Origin of the sequence: Diaphorobacter caeni, assembly GCF_015354245.1 — a bacterium.
In the GTDB taxonomy this organism is placed as follows: domain Bacteria; phylum Pseudomonadota; class Gammaproteobacteria; order Burkholderiales; family Burkholderiaceae_C; genus Diaphorobacter_A; species Diaphorobacter_A caeni.
This window is the reverse complement of record NZ_JADKYZ010000003.1, coordinates 399,150-416,270: the sequence shown is the minus strand read 5'-3', so window position 1 is coordinate 416,270 and position 17,121 is coordinate 399,150. Positions and strand designations below refer to the sequence as shown.

Genomic DNA, 17,121 nt, shown 5'->3' with positions numbered 1-17,121 from the left:
TTCCATGAACTCAAATCACTTCATCGGTCACTTTCTTGCGCAGACCGACACGGTCGGCCTCGTGCTGGCGCTGATCCTGCTGGCCATGTCGCTGGCGTCTTGGACCTACATCGTCGGCAAGTCGCTGCAGCTGTGGTCCGACTTTCGCCGTGGCAACGCGAGCGAGGCCGCATTCTGGTCCGCGCCTTCCATCGCGGCGGTGACGCACCGTTTCACCCAGAGCGCGCCGCGTGACCCGATGGCGCGGCTCGCAAGTGATGCGCTGCGCGCCCAAGGCCGTGTCCAAGGGCTCTCGGCACATACGCTGGCTCAGGCGGGAACGCCCGCCGAATGGCTCACGCGTCAGTTGCGCCGCAGCATCGATCATGAAACCACCCGCCTTGAGGGCGGGCTCACGCTGCTGTCCTCCGTGGCGGCAGTGGCCCCGTTCGTGGGGCTGTTCGGCACGGTCTGGGGGGTGTACCACGCGCTGTCGGCCATTGGCGGCGGGGCAGGGGCGTCGCTGGAGCAGATTGCCGGGCCGGTGGGTGAGGCGCTGGTCATGACCGGTTTCGGTTTGGCAGTCGCCATTCCGGCCGTGCTGGCCTACAACGCGTTCAGCCGCGCCAACCGTGTGCTGCTCAACCGTCTCGACGGCCATGCGCATGACCTGCTGCATGTGCTGACCACCGGCCTGCCGGTGCAGACCGCAGCGGGAGGCGTGTGATGGCGATGGGTCGATTGCGCGAGGCAGGGCAGGTTCCGCCCGCCGAGATCAACATGGTGCCGCTGATCGACGTGATGCTGGTGTTGCTGGTCATTTTCATGGTGACCGCGCCGTTGATCACCCATGCCGTCAAGCTCGATCTGCCGCACGCCAGCAGCGCGCCGGTGACGGCGGCCGACAAGGTGGCACTGTCCATTGACGCGGCCGGTCAGACCTTCTGGGACGGCAAACCGCTCACGCCCGAAGAGCTGAAGGTGCGTCTCGTTGAGTTGGGTCGCTCGGCCCCCGGTACCGAGCTGCACCTCTATGCGGACGAGTCCACCCGCTATGCGGTGCTCGCCGGGTTGATGGCTGAGGCGAGCTCTGCAGGGCTGGCCAAGATCGGGTTCGTTTCGGTTCCGAAGCCTTTGTGATGGTGTAAACCCTCGGGGCATTCGCTGGCCGGTTAAAATGCCGGGCTCACCGATTCTGCGTTCGGGCCCACGTCTGGGATCAGGCGAGGGCCCGGGCGTCATACACCAGCCTTCACACATACAGGCCGCCACGTGACCCTGCATTTGACACAGTTTGAGGGTGGAAACGCCCTGAGCTCGTTCCGCGCCCAACAGCTTCTGACCGATCTGGTCGCCATTCACCCCAAGATCACCGGCGTCGCCGCGCGTTTCGTGCATCTGGTGGCCACAGCGGGCGAGCCCGAACTCGCGCTGCGCGAGCGACTGCTGGCGCTGCTCACCTATGGTGATCCTTACGAAGGCGCCGTCGACGGTCCGGCCTTCGTGGTCACGCCGCGCATGGGCACGATCTCGCCGTGGGCCTCCAAGGCGACCGACATCGCGCGCAACTGCGGGCTCGACGTGTTCCGTGTGGAGCGCATCACCGAATACCGCGTCACGCTCAAGAGCGGTCTGCTGGGCGGCACGCCCGAGCTCTCGCCCGAGCAGACCGGCCAGATCGCCGCGCTGCTGCACGACCGCATGACGGAGTCGGTCGTTGCCACACGCGCCGAGGCCGAGAAGCTGTTCTCCACGCTGCAGGCCGAACCCATGGAGTTCGTCGACGTGCTGGGCGGTGGCCGTTCGGCGCTCGAGAAAGCCAACAAGCAATGGGGTCTGGCGCTGGCCGATGACGAGATCGACTATCTCGTGAGTGCCTTCAACGGCCTCAAGCGCAACCCGACCGACGTCGAACTGATGATGTTCGCGCAGGCCAATTCCGAGCACTGCCGCCACAAGATCTTCAACGCCAAGTTCACCATCGACGGCGTGGATCAGGACAAGTCGCTGTTCGGCATGATCCGCAACACCGAGGCCGTCTCGCCCCAGCACACCATCGTGGCCTACGCCGACAACGCCTCCATCATGGAAGGCCACGAAGTCGAGCGCTTCGTCGCGCAGTTCGACGCCGACACGGCCCCGAGCTATGCCAAGTCCAGCGCCGTCAATCAGGTGCTGATGAAGGTCGAGACCCACAACCACCCGACCGCGATTTCGCCGTTCCCCGGCGCATCGACCGGCGCGGGCGGTGAGATCCGCGACGAGGGCGCTACCGGCCGCGGCTCCAAGCCCAAGGCGGGCCTGACGGGCTTCACCGTCTCCAAGCTCTGGGGCAGCGAAGTGGGCAAGCCCGAGCACATCGCGAGCCCGCTGCAGATCATGATCGAAGGGCCGCTCGGCGGCGCGGCGTTCAACAACGAATTCGGCCGACCCAACCTGACCGGCTACTTCCGCGAATACGAACAGCAGGTCGGCGACATCACGCGCGGCTACCACAAGCCCATCATGATCGCGGGCGGCCTCGGCGTGATCGACTCGGAGCAGGTCAAGAAGATTCTGTTCCCCGCCGGCACGCTGCTGATCCAGCTGGGCGGTCCCGGCATGCGCATCGGCATGGGCGGCGGCGCTGCCAGCTCGATGGCCACCGGCACGAACGCGGCCGAGCTGGACTTCGATTCGGTGCAGCGCGGCAACCCCGAGATCGAGCGCCGTGCGCAGGAAGTCATCAACCACTGCTGGGAGCAGGGCACGAACAACCCGATTCTCGCGATCCATGACGTGGGCGCGGGCGGCATCTCCAACGCCTTCCCCGAACTGACCAACGACGCGGGCCGCGGCGCGCGCTTCGATCTGCGCGCGGTGAAGCTCGAGGAGTCGGGCCTGGCCCCCAAGGAAATCTGGTCCAACGAAAGCCAGGAACGCTACGTGATGGCGATTGCGCCCGAGTCGCTGGCGCAGTTCACCGCGTTCTGCGAACGCGAGCGCTGCCCGTTCGCGGTGATCGGCGTGGCGACCGAAGAGCGCCAATTGGTGCTGGAAGACACGGCGGTGGCTTCGGGTGACCAGAAGCTGCCCGTGGACATGCCCATGGACGTGCTGCTCGGCAAGCCGCCCAAGATGCACCGTGACGTGAAGACGGTGGAACGCGAGCTGCCCGCCATCGACCTGACCGGCGTGCCGCTGGAAAAGGCCGTGATCGAGGTGATGGCGCACCCGACCGTGGCGTCCAAGCGCTTCCTCATCACCATCGGCGACCGCGCCGTGGGAGGCCTCACGCACCGCGACCAGATGGTCGGCCCGTGGCAAGTGCCGGTGGCCGATGTGGCCGTGACGCTGGCCGATTTCAAGGGCTTCAAGGGTGAAGCGATGGCGATGGGAGAGCGCACGCCGCTCGCCGCGATCAACGCTCCCGCGTCGGGCCGCATGGCCGTGGCCGAGGCCATTACCAACATGCTGGCTGCGCCGATTGAACTGTCCCGCGTGAAGATGTCGGCCAACTGGATGGCGGCCTGCGGCGAGGCCGGTGAAGACGCGGCGCTCTACGCCACGGTGAAGGCCGTGGGCATGGAGCTGTGCCCCGAGCTGAACGTGTCGATTCCGGTCGGCAAGGATTCGCTGTCGATGCGCACGCAGTGGAGCGAAAACGGCGAAGTGAAGAAAGTCACGTCGCCCGTCAGCCTGATCATCACCGGATTCGCGTCGATCGACGACGTGCGCGGCACGCTCACGCCGCAGCTCAATGCCGAAGAAGACGACACCACGCTGGTGCTCATCGATCTCGCGCGCGGCAAGATGCGCATGGGCGGCTCGATTCTCGGCCAGGTGCTCAACCAGTCCGGCAACGAGACGCCGGATCTGGACAGCGCGAAGGACCTGATCGCCATGGTGGACGCGGTCAACGCGCTGCGCGCCAAGGGCCTGATCCTGGCCTATCACGACAAGGGCGACGGCGGCCTGCTGGCCACTGCGGCCGAGATGGCGTTCGCGGGCCATGTGGGCGTGGCGCTCAACGTGGACATGCTGATCACCGAAGGCGACGGCATTTCCGACAGCCGCATGGATTCCGGCGAAGGCAAGAACTGGGGCGCCCAGATCAGCGGCCGCCGCGAAGACATGACGCTGCGCGCGCTGTTCAACGAAGAGTTGGGCGCGCTCATCCAGATCCGCACCAGCGACCGCACCGAGGTCATGCAGATCCTGCGCGAGCACGGCCTGTCCACCTGCTCGAACGTGGTCGGCAAGACCCGTCCGGCGTCGTCCCAACTCGACGACGGCAAGGGCGAGCTGCAGGTCTGGCGCGATGCCAAGAAGGTGTTCGGCGCGACGCTCTCCGACCTGCATCAGGTCTGGGACGCCGTGAGCTGGAAGATCACCCAGCAGCGCGACAATCCGGCCTGCGCCGACAGCGAGCACGCCGCCGCAGGCGTGCCCGCCGATCCGGGCATGCACGTGCATCTCACGTTCGATCCGCAGGACAACGTGGCCGCGCCGTTCCTCAACCTCGCCAAGCCACGCGTCGCCGTGCTGCGCGAGCAGGGCGTGAACTCGCATGTGGAGATGGCCTACGCCTTCACCGAAGCCGGCTTCGAGGCGGTGGACGTGCACATGACCGATCTGCAGACCGGTCGTGCGCAGCTCAAGGACTTCGCGGGCGTGGTGGCCTGCGGCGGCTTCAGCTACGGCGACACGCTGGGCGCGGGCATCGGCTGGGCGCGTTCGATCACGTTCAATGATCGCCTGTCGGCCGAGTTCCAGCAGTTCTTCGGCCGCGCCGATACCTTTGGTCTGGGCGTCTGCAACGGCTGCCAGATGTTTGCCGAGCTGGCCGACATCATCCCCGGCGCTCAGGACTGGCCGCGCTTCACGCAGAACCAGAGCAACCGCTTCGAGGCCCGCCTGTCGATGGTGGAAGTGCTCGAATCGCCGAGCCTGTTCCTGCAGGGCATGGCGGGCAGCCGCCTGCCGATTGCGGTGGCGCACGGCGAGGGCTTTGCGAACTTCAAGTACCGCGGCGATGCCGACAAGGTGATCGGCGCGATGCGTTACGTGGACAACCTGGGCGTGGCGACGGAGCAGTATCCGTTCAACCCGAACGGCAGCACGGGCGGCCTCACGGCCGTGACGACGGCGGATGGCCGCTTTACCGCGATGATGCCGCACCCCGAGCGCGTGTTCCGCAATATCCAGATGAGCTGGACTTCGGGCGACAAGGCGCAGTTCAGCCCCTGGATGCGCGTCTGGCGCAATGCCCGAAAGTGGCTGGGGTGATTTCACGGCGCTGCTGACCAGTAGCGCTAAATTCCTCTCCATGGAAAAAGCCGGGATCGATGCCCGGCTTTTTTGTGCACGCGGGAAGCACGCGCCTCCTGCATGCACGGCGCAATTCATCTATTTCACGGAGCTCAAGACATGGCAGGTGGCGGACTTCTGATGTTGCTGGACGACATCACAGCATTGCTCGACGATATCGCGGTGATGTCCAAGGTGGCGGCGGGCAAGAGCACGGCGGCGGTGGACGATGTGGCGACCATGACCAAGGTGGCCATGCAGAAGACGGCCGGCGTGCTCGGGGACGATCTGGCGCTCAACGCCGAGAAGGTCACGGGCGTCAAAGCCAACCGTGAGCTGCCCGTCGTCTGGGCCGTGGCCAAGGGCTCGCTGTGGAACAAGTTCATCCTCGTGCCCGCAGCGCTGCTGATCAGCGCCTTCGCGCCGTGGCTGATCACTCCGCTCCTGATGGTGGGCGGCGCGTTCCTGTGCTTCGAGGGCGTGGAGAAGATCCTGAGTCTGTTCCACAAGCACGGCAAGCAGGAGCCTGCAGCGATCACCGCCGAGTTCGTGGAGGCGGAAAAGGAGGGCGTCGCGCCGTCGTCCGTGCGCGCCGCCAAGGACACGGCCAAGGCGCCCGTCGATTACGAGAAGGACAAGATCAAGGGCGCGATCCGCACCGACTTCATCCTCTCCGCAGAAATCATGGCGATTGCGCTCGGCACGGTCTCCACCAAGCCGATCTGGGAACAGGCGCTGGTGCTGATCGCCGTGGCGCTCGCCATCACCATCTTCGTCTACGGACTCGTCGCGGGCATCGTACGCATGGACGACGTGGGCGAATGGCTCAAGGCCAAGAGCAGCAGCGTCGCGCGCGCCGTCGGTCGCGGCCTGATCGCGAGCACGCCGTGGCTGATGCGCGGCCTGTCCATCGTCGGCACGGCCGCCATGTTCCTCGTGGGCGGCAGCCTGCTGGTGCACGGCATTCCGTTCATTGAGCACTGGCTGCATGTCATGGTGACGGGTGCCGGCACCGTGGTCGCCACCGTGCTGCCGCTGCTGGTGCATGCGGGTGTTGGTGCGCTGATAGGAGCGGCGGTGGTGGCTTGCGTGCACATCTGGGGTGCAATCAGAGGCAAGCCCGCTCATTGAGTCGCGGCGCGTTACCTTTTCGCAACACTTTGGGGCGCCCACAAAATAAGTAAGGTTTTCCTAGGGTTTGCCCGTGCTGTCTTGATTTGGAGCAAAACGACCGGGTAGTGAAATTGGTTCAATAGAATGCATACAAATTGTTTCTATCACAACCCGAGGTAACCAAGATGAAGAAAACCCTGTTGGCCATCGCAGCAGTCAGCGCATTCACTTCCGGTGCGGCAGTCGCTCAATCGGCAGACGCCGTCGGTCCTTTCATGGTGCGCGTGCGTGCAGTGCATCTGGACAGCCGCAACCACGACACCACCGGCCTCGACCTGTCGATCAACAACAAGTGGATCCCTGAAGTTGACGTTTCCTACTTCTTCACGCCCAACTTCGCGGCCGAACTGATCCTGACCTACCCACAGAAGCACGACCTGCGTGCCGGTGGCGCCAAGATCGGTTCGCTCAAGCACCTGCCACCCACACTGCTGGGCCAGTACCACTTCACCGGCATGGGCGCGTTCAAGCCCTACGTCGGCGCCGGCATCAACTACACCCGCTTCTCGAGCGTGAAGTTCGACCCGGCCGTCGATGCCGCGCTGTCGCCTTCCATCAAGAAGAACAGCTGGGGCGGTGCCCTGCAGGTCGGTTTTGACTATGCCATCGACAAGAACTGGTCGATCAACTTCGACGTGAAGAAGGTCTACATCGGCACCGACGTCTACTCGGCTGGCAACAAGGTGGGTTCGTTCAAGGTCGATCCGCTGCTGGTCGGCGTGGGCGTGGGTTACCGCTTCTGACGGCGCTGCCCACAAGGCACTCCAAACTGCGTGGCATTGGGCCGCGCGGCTCCGTTCAAGGGGTGCCCTTGGACGGAAACTGAAAATTCATGGTGGGAAAAATGGAATACCGGCTCTCGTTGCGAGAGCCGGTATTTTTTTGTCCCCGAGCGTGCTGACAACGTCAGATTCGGTAGAAGCGCTGGGCGGTGTCGTGATAGAGCGCGCGCTTTTCATCGCCGCTCATGCCCGATGTGATGTGCTTGAACGCGTTCCACAGCACGGCATAGCTGCAGCTGCCCTTGTCCACGGGGAAATTGCTCTCGAACATGCAGCGGCTGGGACCGAACAGCTCGATGCAGGTGAGGATGTAGGGCCGCCACGCGTCGGCCAGTTCGAGCGAGGTGGGCGGACGTGGCTGCTTGTGGAACGGAAAGCCGAACACGCTCATGCCGAGGCCGCCGAGCTTGATGCTCACGTTGGGCAACTGGGCGATGCGCTGCAGCTGCTTTTTCCATTCCGCGAACACCGCGCCGCGTTGCCCCGTGTACGGCCCAACGCCGAGCGGCACGCCGATGTGGTCGATCACGATGGGCGTGTCGGGGAAGGCCTTGGCCAGATCGGTGAGCTCGCCGAGCTGCGTGTGATAGGCCCAGGAGTCGAAGCTGAGACCGAACTGCGCGAGCTTGGCGAAGCCTTCGCGGAACTGCGGATTCAGGTAGACATGCAGGGGCGGCGAGTGCATCACGCCGTACTGGAATTTCTCGTGCGCTGCGGCGTGGCAGCGGATGCCGCGAAAGCGACCTTCGCCCGCCTGCATCTGCGCGCTCAGCACCTCCTCGACCGCCGCGCCCAGCGACAACTCCGCAAAGCCGACGATGCCCGCGCAGATGTGCGTGCGTGACTGCTGCGTGTTGGCTTGCTTGGCGATCTGCACCACGCGCTCGGTCTCGCCCACGGGTCTGAGCGCCTCGGGCCCGTCTTCGCGATACGAAAAGTCGACCTGGATGAAAACCGTGGATTCAATGCAGTGGCCGGAACCCAGATCGGCCAGCAGATCGTCCGCCATATAGCCGCCCCAGTTGGTGTCGGCCAGATGGTGGTGCGGATCGATGATGGGCAGATCGGGTTCGAGCGCGGCCTCGGTGTACTGCACGAGCCAGTCGGGGCGCACCTCGGCGCGGGGGATGATGGGAAGGGTGCTGCTGCTCATGGATGCTTCTTCATGTGTCAGATGCCGAGGAAGGCCTTCTGCACGAACGGGTCGTTCAGCAGTTCCTGTCCCGAGCCTGCGCGGATCACGAGACCTTGCTCGAACACATAGGCGTCGTCGGCCATCTTGAGCGCCAGACGCGCGTTCTGCTCGACCAGAATCACCGAGACGCCGGTCTCCTGGTTGAGCCGCTTGATGGCCTGCGCGATCTCCGAGACGATCTTGGGCGCGATGCCGAGCGAGGGCTCGTCCAGCATCAGGATCTGCGGATTGGACATCATCGCGCGGCCGATGGCGACCATCTGCTGTTCACCGCCCGAGAGCGATCCCGCCATCTGCTCGCGGCGCTCCTTCACGCGCGGGAACAGCGCGTAGACGCGCTCGAGCGATTCGTTGCGCTGCTGCGACGAGCTCACCGTGTGCGCGCCGACCATCAGGTTTTCCCAGACGGACATGCGCGGAAAGAGTCGCCGACCCTCGGGCGAGAGCGCGATGCCCATGCCCACGCGCTCGGCGGAATTCGTGGCGTCGATGCGCTTGCCGTCCAGCGTCAAGGAGCCCGAAGTGAGCTTCTTCAGCCCCATCAGCGCCTTGAGCGTGGTGCTTTTCCCCGCGCCGTTGGAGCCCACGAGCGCAACGATCTTGCCAGCGTCGATCTGGAAACTCACGCCGTGCAGCGCCTCGACGAGTCCGTAGTGGACGACGATGTCCTTGACCTCAAGCGTGCGCATCTTCATCCACTCCCAGATAGGCTTCGATCACGGCAGGGTGGTTGCGGATTTCTTCCGCCGTGCCTTGCGCGATCTTTTGTCCCTGCACGAGAACGATGATCTTTTCGCAGGTTCCCATCACCAACGCCATGTGGTGCTCGACGAACAGCAGCGAAATGCGGTGCTCGTCGCGCAATGTCTTCAACAGTCGGCCGAATTCGGCGCATTCCTCGGGGTTCAGGCCCGCGGCGGGTTCGTCGAGCAGCAGGAGGCGCGGGCTGGTCGCGAGACCGATGGCCACGCCGATGCGCTTTTGGTGCCCGTAGGCCAGCTCGCCCGCGATCTCGTCGCGATAGGGGGCCAGACCGGTGATCTCGAGCACTTTGTCCACCTGCTCGCGCGTGCGCCGCAGGGCCTCCTTGTAGGCGCCCGTCTGCACGATCTGCGCCCACACGGGGACGCCGAAATGGCAGAGCGCGCCGCGCTGGACGTTCTCGTAGACCGTGGATTTCGGATAGACCGTCGCCGATTGAAAGGTGCGCGCGAGGCCGTGCTTGACCACGTGGCTGGGCTTCCTGCCGGTGATGTTCTCGCCCGCGAAGACGATGGTTCCGGCGGTGGGCGCGAGCGATCCGCTGATCATGTTGAACGCGGTGCTCTTGCCGGCGCCGTTCGGTCCGATCAGGCCGACGATCTCGCCTTCCGTGAGCTCGAAGCTCAGATCACGCACGGCGGCGAGGCCTCCGAAGGTCTTGGACAGGCCGTCGACCTTGAGCAGCGTGTTCGCGTTGCCTGTTTTTGATGTCGTCGTCATCACTTGCCTCCCTTGCCGAACAGCTTGGCGCCGATGCCGACCAGACCCATCGGCAGGAACTTGAGCACGAGGATCAGCGTGATGCCGTACATGATGTTCTGCGTCTCGATGGCGCTGCGGAACAGCTCGGGCAGGGGCGTCATGATCAGCGCGCCGAGAATCGGGCCAAGCACCGAGCCGCGTCCGCCTATCACCAGCATGATGATGGCCGCTACCGAGATGTGCTGGTTGAACGACTCGGGCGAGACGAAGCCGAGGTAGTGCGCGAGCAGCGCGCCCGCAAATCCCGCGAAGGCGCTGCCGAGCACGAAGGCGAACATCTGCGAGCCCTGGATGCTGATGCCGCTGGCCTCGGCGAGGTCGGGGTTGTCGCCCACGGCGTCGAGCGAGTTGCCCTTGGGCGTCTTGAACAGCGATATCAGCAGAACGATGGAGAGAAACGCGCAGACCGCCGCGAGGCCATAGAACGCGAGTTTGGAGTCGAACGTGAAGCCAAGCAGGCTGGCGGGTGGAATGTTGGCGATGCCGTTGGCGCCGCCGGTGAGGTCGCCGCCTTCGAGCAGCACGAGCCGGAACAGCTCGCCGAAGCAGAAGGTCACGAGCACGAAGTACACGCCCTGCAGTCGCAGAATCACCGCGCCGAGCAGAAAGGCGATGACCATGGAGGCGACCACGCCCGCCGCCACCGAGACGAAGAACGGCGTGTGTAGGCGGGTGGTGCAGATCACCGCGACGAACGCGCCCATGCCCATGAACGCCGCGTGGCAGAACGAGAGCTGTCCCGTGCGGTTGATCAGCGCGAGGCCGTTCACGAAGATGATGTTCAGGCAGATGAGCACCGCCAGATGGATGTAGAACGGATTGCCCGCGAGCAGCAGGGGCAGGGCGAAGAGCGCCAGCAGACCGGGAATCCAGATCGACCAGCGCCCGCCCTTGGTGGTGCTCGTGGTGGGAGATGACGTCGTTGCGGACACGCCTTGGCTTTCGTTGCGGGAGAGAGGTTGGTGAGAAGCGTTCATGGTGTCAGCGCCCCGCCTTTCCGAGCAGACCCGCCGGGCGGAAGATCAGCATCAGGATCACGAAGCCGAAGAGCAGCATGTCCGAGAAGCTGCTGGACATGAAGGTGTTGGCCACGCTCTCGAACACGCCGAGCAGCAGGGCCGCGAGCGCCGCGCCGGGAATGCTGCCGAGACCGCCGAGAATCACCACGATGAAGGCCTTGAGCAGCGGCGTCGAGCCGATGCTTGGCGACACCGAGAACACCGGCGCCATCAGCGCGCCCGCGATGGCCGCGAGCGCCACGCCGATGCCGAAACCGAGCGGATACATGAGCTGCGAGCGGATGCCCTGGGCGTTGGCGATCTCGATGTCCTGCACCACGGCGCGCAGCGCGCGGCCGCCCTTGCTGTGCATGAGAAAGACGTAGAGCACGATCAGCACGACGATGGAGAACGCCACCACGTAGAGGCGCGACATCGGAACCATCACCGGGCCGAGCGCGAGCACGCCCTCGGCCACGGCGGGCATGGATTGGGGATCGGGGCCGAAGACCATCAGCGCGCCGTTCTGCAGGATCATCGCGAGGCCGATGGTGGCGATCATGCCGTTGAGCTCGTCACCGCGAAAGCCCTTCATCACGAGCACCTCGATCAGCCAGCCGAGGATGAGCGTGAGCACGAAGGTCGCGAGCACCGCCGCGAGAAAGGGCAGCGCCAGTTTGGTGACGAACACGTAGGCCGAGAACGCGCCCAGCATGTAGAACTCGCCATGCGCGAAGTTCACGACGCGCATCACACCAAAGACCAGCGTGAAGCCAATGGCCATCAGCAGGTAGAGCAAGCCGATGATGAGGCCATTGGTCAGCGCCTGACCGATCAGAAAAGTAAAGTCCACGGCGGTATCCCCGATTCACGCGTGTGTTGTCACTTGCATTCGGTGAGCGAGCAGGTGGCCTCGATCACTTCCTGGCCGTCCTGCACGCGAGCGATGTAGAACGGTGCGCTGATCTGGTGCGCGGCGCCGTAGACCTCGGCACCGGTCCAGTTCAGCGTGCCCAGAATGCCCTTGAAGTCCTTGATGTTCTCGAGCGCCACGCGCACCTTGTCGGTGTCGGTCGTGGTGCCCGCTGCGGCCATCGCCTGGAACAGCATGTGCGTGCCGTCGTAGAACGCGGGGCTGAAGCCGTTCATGCGCTTCTTGTACTTGGCGAAGTAGCGGTCGGAATAGGCCTTCACCTCCGCATTGCCGGGATTGATCGGCGTGTTCACCAGCATGCCGTTGGTGGCGCCAGCGCCCGCGACGTTGACGATCTCGGGCGTGGCCGGGCCGCCGCTGCGGATGATCACGCCCTTGAAACCCAGCTCGCGCGCCTGCTTGACGATCAGACCGGCCGTGCCGGGAGCGTTGCCGTCGAGCTCGATGGCGTCCACGCCCTTGGCCATCAGGCGGGTGAGCAGGGGCATCATGTCCACGCGCTCGCGCTCGAAGAATTCCTTGGCGTTGAGTTGCGCGCCGGCCTTGCTGTAGGCCTTCTCCAGATCCTGCGCGATCTGCTGGCCGGTCTCGTCGTTCGGGAACAGACCGCCGACCTTCTTGACGCCCTTGGCCTTCACGATCCAGTTGATCTGCGGCTGCGAGGTCTCCATCGTCGTCAGGTTGGGGCGGAAGTTGAACGGCTTGTCCTTGCCGAGCGCCTTGTCGGTGAAGCCGAGCGTCAGCATCACGACCTTGTTCTTGTCGACGATGGGCGTCACCGCCAGCGCGCCCGCAGAGCCCACGGGGCCAATGATGAACTTGACCTTGTCCTCGAACACCAGACGGTTGGCGGCCGTCACCGCCTCGCCCGCCTGGTACTTGTCGTCATACGGAACGACCTTGACCTTGTACTTTTTGCCGCCCACGTCGAGGCCGCCCTTGGCGTTCACGTCATCGGCCGCGAGTTCCGTGGCGTAGAGCATGGCCTGGCCCCAGGCGGCTCCCGCTCCCGACAGGGTGACGATGGCACCGACCTTGAGTTCTTCCTGTGCGAACGCAGTGCCTGCCAGGCACATCAGCGAAACGGCGAGTATCTTCTTCATGAGGTTCTCCTTGTGTGGGTGTAAAAGGGCAATCGAATATCGGTTCAGCGCTCGGCGATCTCGTTGAGCACCGGCAGGATGTAGGGGCGAAATTGCGCCGGGTTTTCGCTCATCGGAAAATGCCCGACCTGTTCCATCACCGTGACCTTGGCGCCGGGAATGCTTTGCGCGGTGCGGATCGTGTCTTCGGGGCTGCAGGAAAAGTCATATTCGCCGGTCAGCAGATACAGCGGCGTTTCGGCGGTGTTGATTCCGCCGAGTTTTCCGCGCAGATCAGAATCGACGCGGTAGAAATACAGATCGCCCTTGAATATGCCGGGCCCGCCTTGCTTGTATTGCCAGAGCGTTTCGTGGCGATATTCATCGGGGCTTTGGGGCGCGACCAGTCCGGATACCAGCGCCGCGCAGACTTCACCGCCATGCACGTCGGGGCGATTCAGCCAGCTCGTGTCGTACCAGGGGTTCTGAAAATCCGCGCCTTCAAGCCCGATCAATGCCTTGAATTCGGCGCCGTGGGCATGGGCCAGCTGCAGCACGATGCGCCCGCCGATGGAGCAGCCCATGACCACCGGCTTGTCGAGCCCGAGCGCCGAGCAGACCGCGCGAATGGTCTGCACATAGCGTTCGGTGGTCAGTTCGTAGTCGTGGTTCTGGAAGCCGACCGGTGGGTAGGACTTGCCATGCCATGGCATGTCGAAGGCGATCACACGGTATCGGCGGGTGATTTCCTCGTCGCACAGCAGATGCCGGAACTGGCGCGCGTCGGCCCCGGCGGTGTGCAGGCACAGAAGCGGAATGCCCTGGCCGTTTTCCTCGAAATACACGCGACAGGTTTCACCCAGGATATCGACGTGCACATATTTCCCGGTGATGGGTTCGATGGATCCGTGCATATTCTTCAATTGCGGCTCCCGTTTCATTCGCCGTGATACCGGCGGGGGATATTCAGAACATCCTTGAGGTATTGGAGATGGGCGAAAAACAGGTGCGACGTGCCCTCGATGCGCATCGCGCCGCGCTTGTGCAGCGCGAACAGGTCATGCCAGCCCGCCTTGGGGAATTTCTCCCAGAGCGCGCTCCAGGCCTCATCGCCGGCAGAAATCACCAGATCCGCGGTTTGAAACAGCGGCATTTTCTGGCTCAGATCCGCGATGCGGCCTTGCTGGATATTCATCAGATACGCGGTTTCTCCCACCGAAATCCGAATCAGTGCGTTCATGAAACGACCTCGGTGAATCAGATGTGCGTCCTGATTCACGTGGGCCGGAATGGACTCGAATGTCCGCAGCAGGGATTCATGGCTCATTGCGCAGGCTCCTTGGTTCTATTTGTTCTGTTCTGCAGAACATTGGTTCTAAAGTGATGATAGTGCCAGCGGCGGATTTGGCTCCTAGGGTTTTCACTGGGGTGTGATGCGGGTGGTGCCCGTCTGTGTCGGCTGATTCCTACGCGGGAACTGCGCTGAGGACGGCGAGGGGCGCGGTGTCGTTCTCCTACGCTTGGGTCATGTCCTTGAACTCGCGCTCTTCGCCCGGCACGCAGGGCGACTTCGATGACGCTGCCGGCCTCTTCGGCTCCGTCGCTCGGGATGTGGGCCGGTCGCAGTGGACGCGCGCGGCACATGACGCCGCGCTCGCCGAGGCCCGCTCGATCACCGAGGGGCTGATGCGCGCCAAGCCTGTCATCTCTCCCACCTATTTCTACGACGAGCGAGGCTCCGAGCTGTTCGAGCAGATCACGCGCCTGCCCGAGTACTACCTCACGCGGGTCGAGCGCTCCATCGTTCAGCGCCATGGCGAAGCGATCACGCAATCGATCGGTGCGGGTGCGGTGGTGATCGAGCCTGGCGCGGGCAACTGCGAGAAGGCACGCGGCCTGTGTCAGTTGATCGCGGCGCGCGAGTTCGTCGGCATCGACATCTCGTCCGAGCATCTGCAGGACGCCGTGCGTCGCCTGCGCGCCGACATGCCGTGGCTGCGCGCACGCGCCGTGGCGGCCGACATCACTCAGCCCGTGCGCCTGCCGCGCGACGTGCCGCGTGAGCGGCGGCTGGTGTTCTATCCCGGCTCATCCATCGGCAATTTCGTGCCCGCGCAGGCGGTGCAGCTTCTCACGCGGATGCGGCAGCTCTCGGGTTCGCCGCAAGAGGGCGGAAGCCTCCTGATCGGCATTGACCTGCCCAAGCCGGTGCATGTGCTGCAGGCGGCCTATGACGACGCGGGCGGCGTGACGGCCGCGTTCAACCGCAACGCGCTCGTGCATCTGAACCGGCGCATCGGCAGCGACTTCGATCCGGATGGCTGGCGGCACCGCGCGTTCTTCGACGCCACCCATTCACGCGTGGAAATGCACCTCGTCGCGCAGACCGCGCAGCGCGTGCGCTGGCCTGGCGGCGGACGCGATTTCGCGGCGGGCGACCGCATCCACACCGAGAACAGCTACAAGCACTCGCTGGAGAACTTCGCATCGTTGCTCACGCTCGCGGGCTTTCGAGAGCATCGCAGCTGGACCGACGAGCAGGGCTGGTTTGCGCTGATCCATGCGAAGCAGTGAGCCTGCATGCTGACCCCGGTGCGCAACCTCGAACAGCATCTCGCGGCCCGCTTCAGCCGGGTGCGCTCCGCGACCGAACGGCTCGCCGAGCCGCTGTCGGCGGAGGACTGCTGCGCTCAATCGATGGCCGACGCAAGCCCCGTGAAATGGCATCTCGCGCACACGACCTGGTTTTTCGAGACCTTTGTGCTCGAGCGGTTCGAATCGGATTTCGCACCGTTCGATCCGGCCTTCCGCGTGCTGTTCAACTCGTACTACCACGGCGTCGGCGCGCAGCATCCGAGACCGCAGCGGGGCCTGATCACGAGGCCCGATCTCGCCACGGTGTTGCGCTACCGTTCGGCGGTGGACGAGCGAATGCAGCAGTTGCTTGCGCGCTGTGAAGATGACGCATGCCACGCGCTGGTCGAGCTTGGTCTGCAGCACGAACAGCAGCATCAGGAGCTGATACTCACGGACATCAAGCACCTTCTGTCCTGCCATCCACTGTGGCCGACCTACCGCGCTGCAGAGTGGCCGCGGGCCGAGGTGGCATCGTCCGCGCAGCCCGCGTGGATCTCCCACTTTGGTGGGTTTGAGCAGATCGGTCATGCAGGCGAAGGCTTTGGCTTTGACAACGAATCGCCGCGCCACCGTGTCTACCTCGAGCCGTTCGCGCTGAGTTCGCGCTTGGTGACCAATGGCGAGTATCTGCAGTTCATGCAGGACGGCGGCTACGAACAGCCCGCGCTCTGGCTCGCGCAGGGCTGGGACTGGCGCGAGGCCCATGCGATCCACGCGCCGCTGTACTGGCGGCGCTCAAGGGACGAGGGTGCCGTCTGGCAGGAGTTCACGCTGCACGGCGTGGTCGATATCGCGCCTGAACAGCCCGTGGTGCATCTCTCGTATTTCGAGGCCGACGCCTATGCCCGCTGGCGCGGCGCACGGCTGCCGACCGAAGCGGAATGGGAGGCAGTGGCGCAGTCGTTGCCCTTGAACGGTCACATGAACGGCCACATGAACGGCCACTTCGCGGACAGCGGCATCCACCATCCGATGGCGGAGCACGGCGCGGCGCGGCTCTTCGGCAACGTGTGGCAGTGGACCCGTTCAAGCTATGAGGCCTACCCCGGATTCGCTCCGGCCGAGGGTGCGGTGGGCGAGTACAACGGCAAGTTCATGGTCAATCAGTACGTGCTGCGCGGCGGCTCCTGCGCAACGCCATCCGACCATATCCGCGCGAGCTACCGCAATTTTTTCCCGACATCTGCGCGCTGGCAGTTTGCGGGAGTGAGGCTGGCGCGAGACGTTTGAACGAGGCGTCCGCCGATGCGACGGTGGGAGCCGGAAGGTGCATGGCAGACTCACGGTAAGCCCTGCTTGCCGGAGCGGGCCAACGAAGCGTACCGTGCGTTCGGACAAGCGCCCCAACGGAGAGATGGGCCATAGCGCTAGGCGTCGAAGCCGCAGATCAGTACAAGCGTACGGCAAGGCTTCGCAACGACGCGATATGGCCCATCTCGCCGCCTCCAAACGATTGAACAATCGCGGCCGAAGGCGGCGCGGTTTCAAAGTCCGCGCAACAACATACGTCTGCCCGGTACTTCCTGAA

The 17,121-nt window shown here is 64.4% G+C and carries 15 protein-coding genes; 7 read left to right on the top strand and 8 right to left on the bottom strand.

What is annotated here, in order from left to right; all coding sequences use genetic code 11:
* Positions 1-4: 4 nt before the first annotated feature.
* The 5 genes from ISG32_RS09595 to ISG32_RS09575 all read left to right on the top strand — a co-directional run bounded on the left by ISG32_RS09595 (position 5) and on the right by ISG32_RS09575 (position 7,184).
* Complete coding sequence (locus ISG32_RS09595) at positions 5-706, top strand: MotA/TolQ/ExbB proton channel family protein (protein WP_194770786.1); 702 nt, start codon at positions 5-7, stop codon at positions 704-706.
* Positions 706-1,119: an ExbD/TolR family protein gene (locus tag ISG32_RS09590; protein ID WP_194770785.1), complete on the top strand. Its 414-nt coding sequence runs from the start codon at positions 706-708 to the stop codon at positions 1,117-1,119. The genes ISG32_RS09595 and ISG32_RS09590 overlap by 1 nt, the downstream gene beginning before the upstream one ends.
* A gap of 132 nt (positions 1,120-1,251) precedes the next feature.
* Positions 1,252-5,247, top strand: coding sequence for a phosphoribosylformylglycinamidine synthase (gene purL, locus ISG32_RS09585; protein ID WP_194770784.1), 3,996 nt, complete (start codon positions 1,252-1,254; stop codon positions 5,245-5,247).
* 141 nt (positions 5,248-5,388) lie between these two features.
* Positions 5,389-6,399, top strand: coding sequence for a DUF808 domain-containing protein (locus tag ISG32_RS09580; protein ID WP_194770783.1), 1,011 nt, complete (start codon positions 5,389-5,391; stop codon positions 6,397-6,399).
* Between the two features lie 167 nt (positions 6,400-6,566).
* On the top strand, positions 6,567-7,184 hold the full coding sequence (locus tag ISG32_RS09575; protein WP_194770782.1) for an OmpW/AlkL family protein: 618 nt from the start codon (positions 6,567-6,569) through the stop codon (positions 7,182-7,184).
* 163 nt (positions 7,185-7,347) lie between these two features.
* Here the strand turns inward: ISG32_RS09575 and ISG32_RS09570 are convergent, their stop codons facing one another.
* Genes ISG32_RS09570 through ISG32_RS09535 form a run of 8 tightly spaced genes read right to left on the bottom strand, consistent with a single transcriptional unit; the run spans position 7,348 to position 14,283 of the window.
* The gene (locus ISG32_RS09570; protein ID WP_194770781.1) at positions 7,348-8,376 is read right to left on the bottom strand and encodes an amidohydrolase family protein; all 1,029 of its coding nucleotides are present in this window, start codon (positions 8,374-8,376) and stop codon (positions 7,348-7,350) included.
* Between the two features lie 17 nt (positions 8,377-8,393).
* The gene (locus ISG32_RS09565; protein WP_194770780.1) at positions 8,394-9,107 is read right to left on the bottom strand and encodes an ABC transporter ATP-binding protein; all 714 of its coding nucleotides are present in this window, start codon (positions 9,105-9,107) and stop codon (positions 8,394-8,396) included.
* Complete coding sequence (locus tag ISG32_RS09560; protein ID WP_194770779.1) at positions 9,094-9,900, bottom strand: ABC transporter ATP-binding protein; 807 nt, start codon at positions 9,898-9,900, stop codon at positions 9,094-9,096. The genes ISG32_RS09565 and ISG32_RS09560 overlap by 14 nt, the downstream gene beginning before the upstream one ends.
* Positions 9,900-10,919, bottom strand: a complete 1,020-nt coding sequence (locus tag ISG32_RS09555) for a branched-chain amino acid ABC transporter permease (RefSeq protein ID WP_194770778.1) — start codon at positions 10,917-10,919, stop codon at positions 9,900-9,902. The genes ISG32_RS09560 and ISG32_RS09555 overlap by 1 nt, the downstream gene beginning before the upstream one ends.
* Positions 10,920-10,923: 4 nt before the next feature.
* Positions 10,924-11,793 (bottom strand): branched-chain amino acid ABC transporter permease, encoded by an 870-nt coding sequence (locus ISG32_RS09550; protein ID WP_194770777.1) that lies wholly within the window; start codon positions 11,791-11,793, stop codon positions 10,924-10,926.
* Between the two features lie 29 nt (positions 11,794-11,822).
* Positions 11,823-12,977, bottom strand: coding sequence for an ABC transporter substrate-binding protein (locus ISG32_RS09545; RefSeq protein WP_194770776.1), 1,155 nt, complete (start codon positions 12,975-12,977; stop codon positions 11,823-11,825).
* 44 nt (positions 12,978-13,021) lie between these two features.
* Entirely contained in the window at positions 13,022-13,870 is an 849-nt protein-coding gene (locus ISG32_RS09540; RefSeq protein WP_194770775.1) for an alpha/beta fold hydrolase, read from the bottom strand.
* A 23-nt stretch (positions 13,871-13,893) separates the two neighbouring features.
* Positions 13,894-14,283, bottom strand: a complete 390-nt coding sequence (locus ISG32_RS09535) for a hypothetical protein (RefSeq protein ID WP_194770774.1) — start codon at positions 14,281-14,283, stop codon at positions 13,894-13,896.
* A 200-nt stretch (positions 14,284-14,483) separates the two neighbouring features.
* Here ISG32_RS09535 and egtD point away from each other — a divergent pair, with 200 nt between their 5' ends.
* Both egtD and egtB read left to right on the top strand, forming a co-directional pair.
* Positions 14,484-15,530, top strand: coding sequence for an L-histidine N(alpha)-methyltransferase (gene egtD / locus ISG32_RS09530; RefSeq protein ID WP_194770773.1), 1,047 nt, complete (start codon positions 14,484-14,486; stop codon positions 15,528-15,530).
* A gap of 6 nt (positions 15,531-15,536) precedes the next feature.
* A complete protein-coding gene (gene egtB, locus ISG32_RS09525) occupies positions 15,537-16,823 on the top strand; it encodes an ergothioneine biosynthesis protein EgtB (RefSeq protein ID WP_194770772.1) in 1,287 nt (428 codons plus the stop codon).
* Positions 16,824-17,121 lie beyond the last annotated feature (298 nt).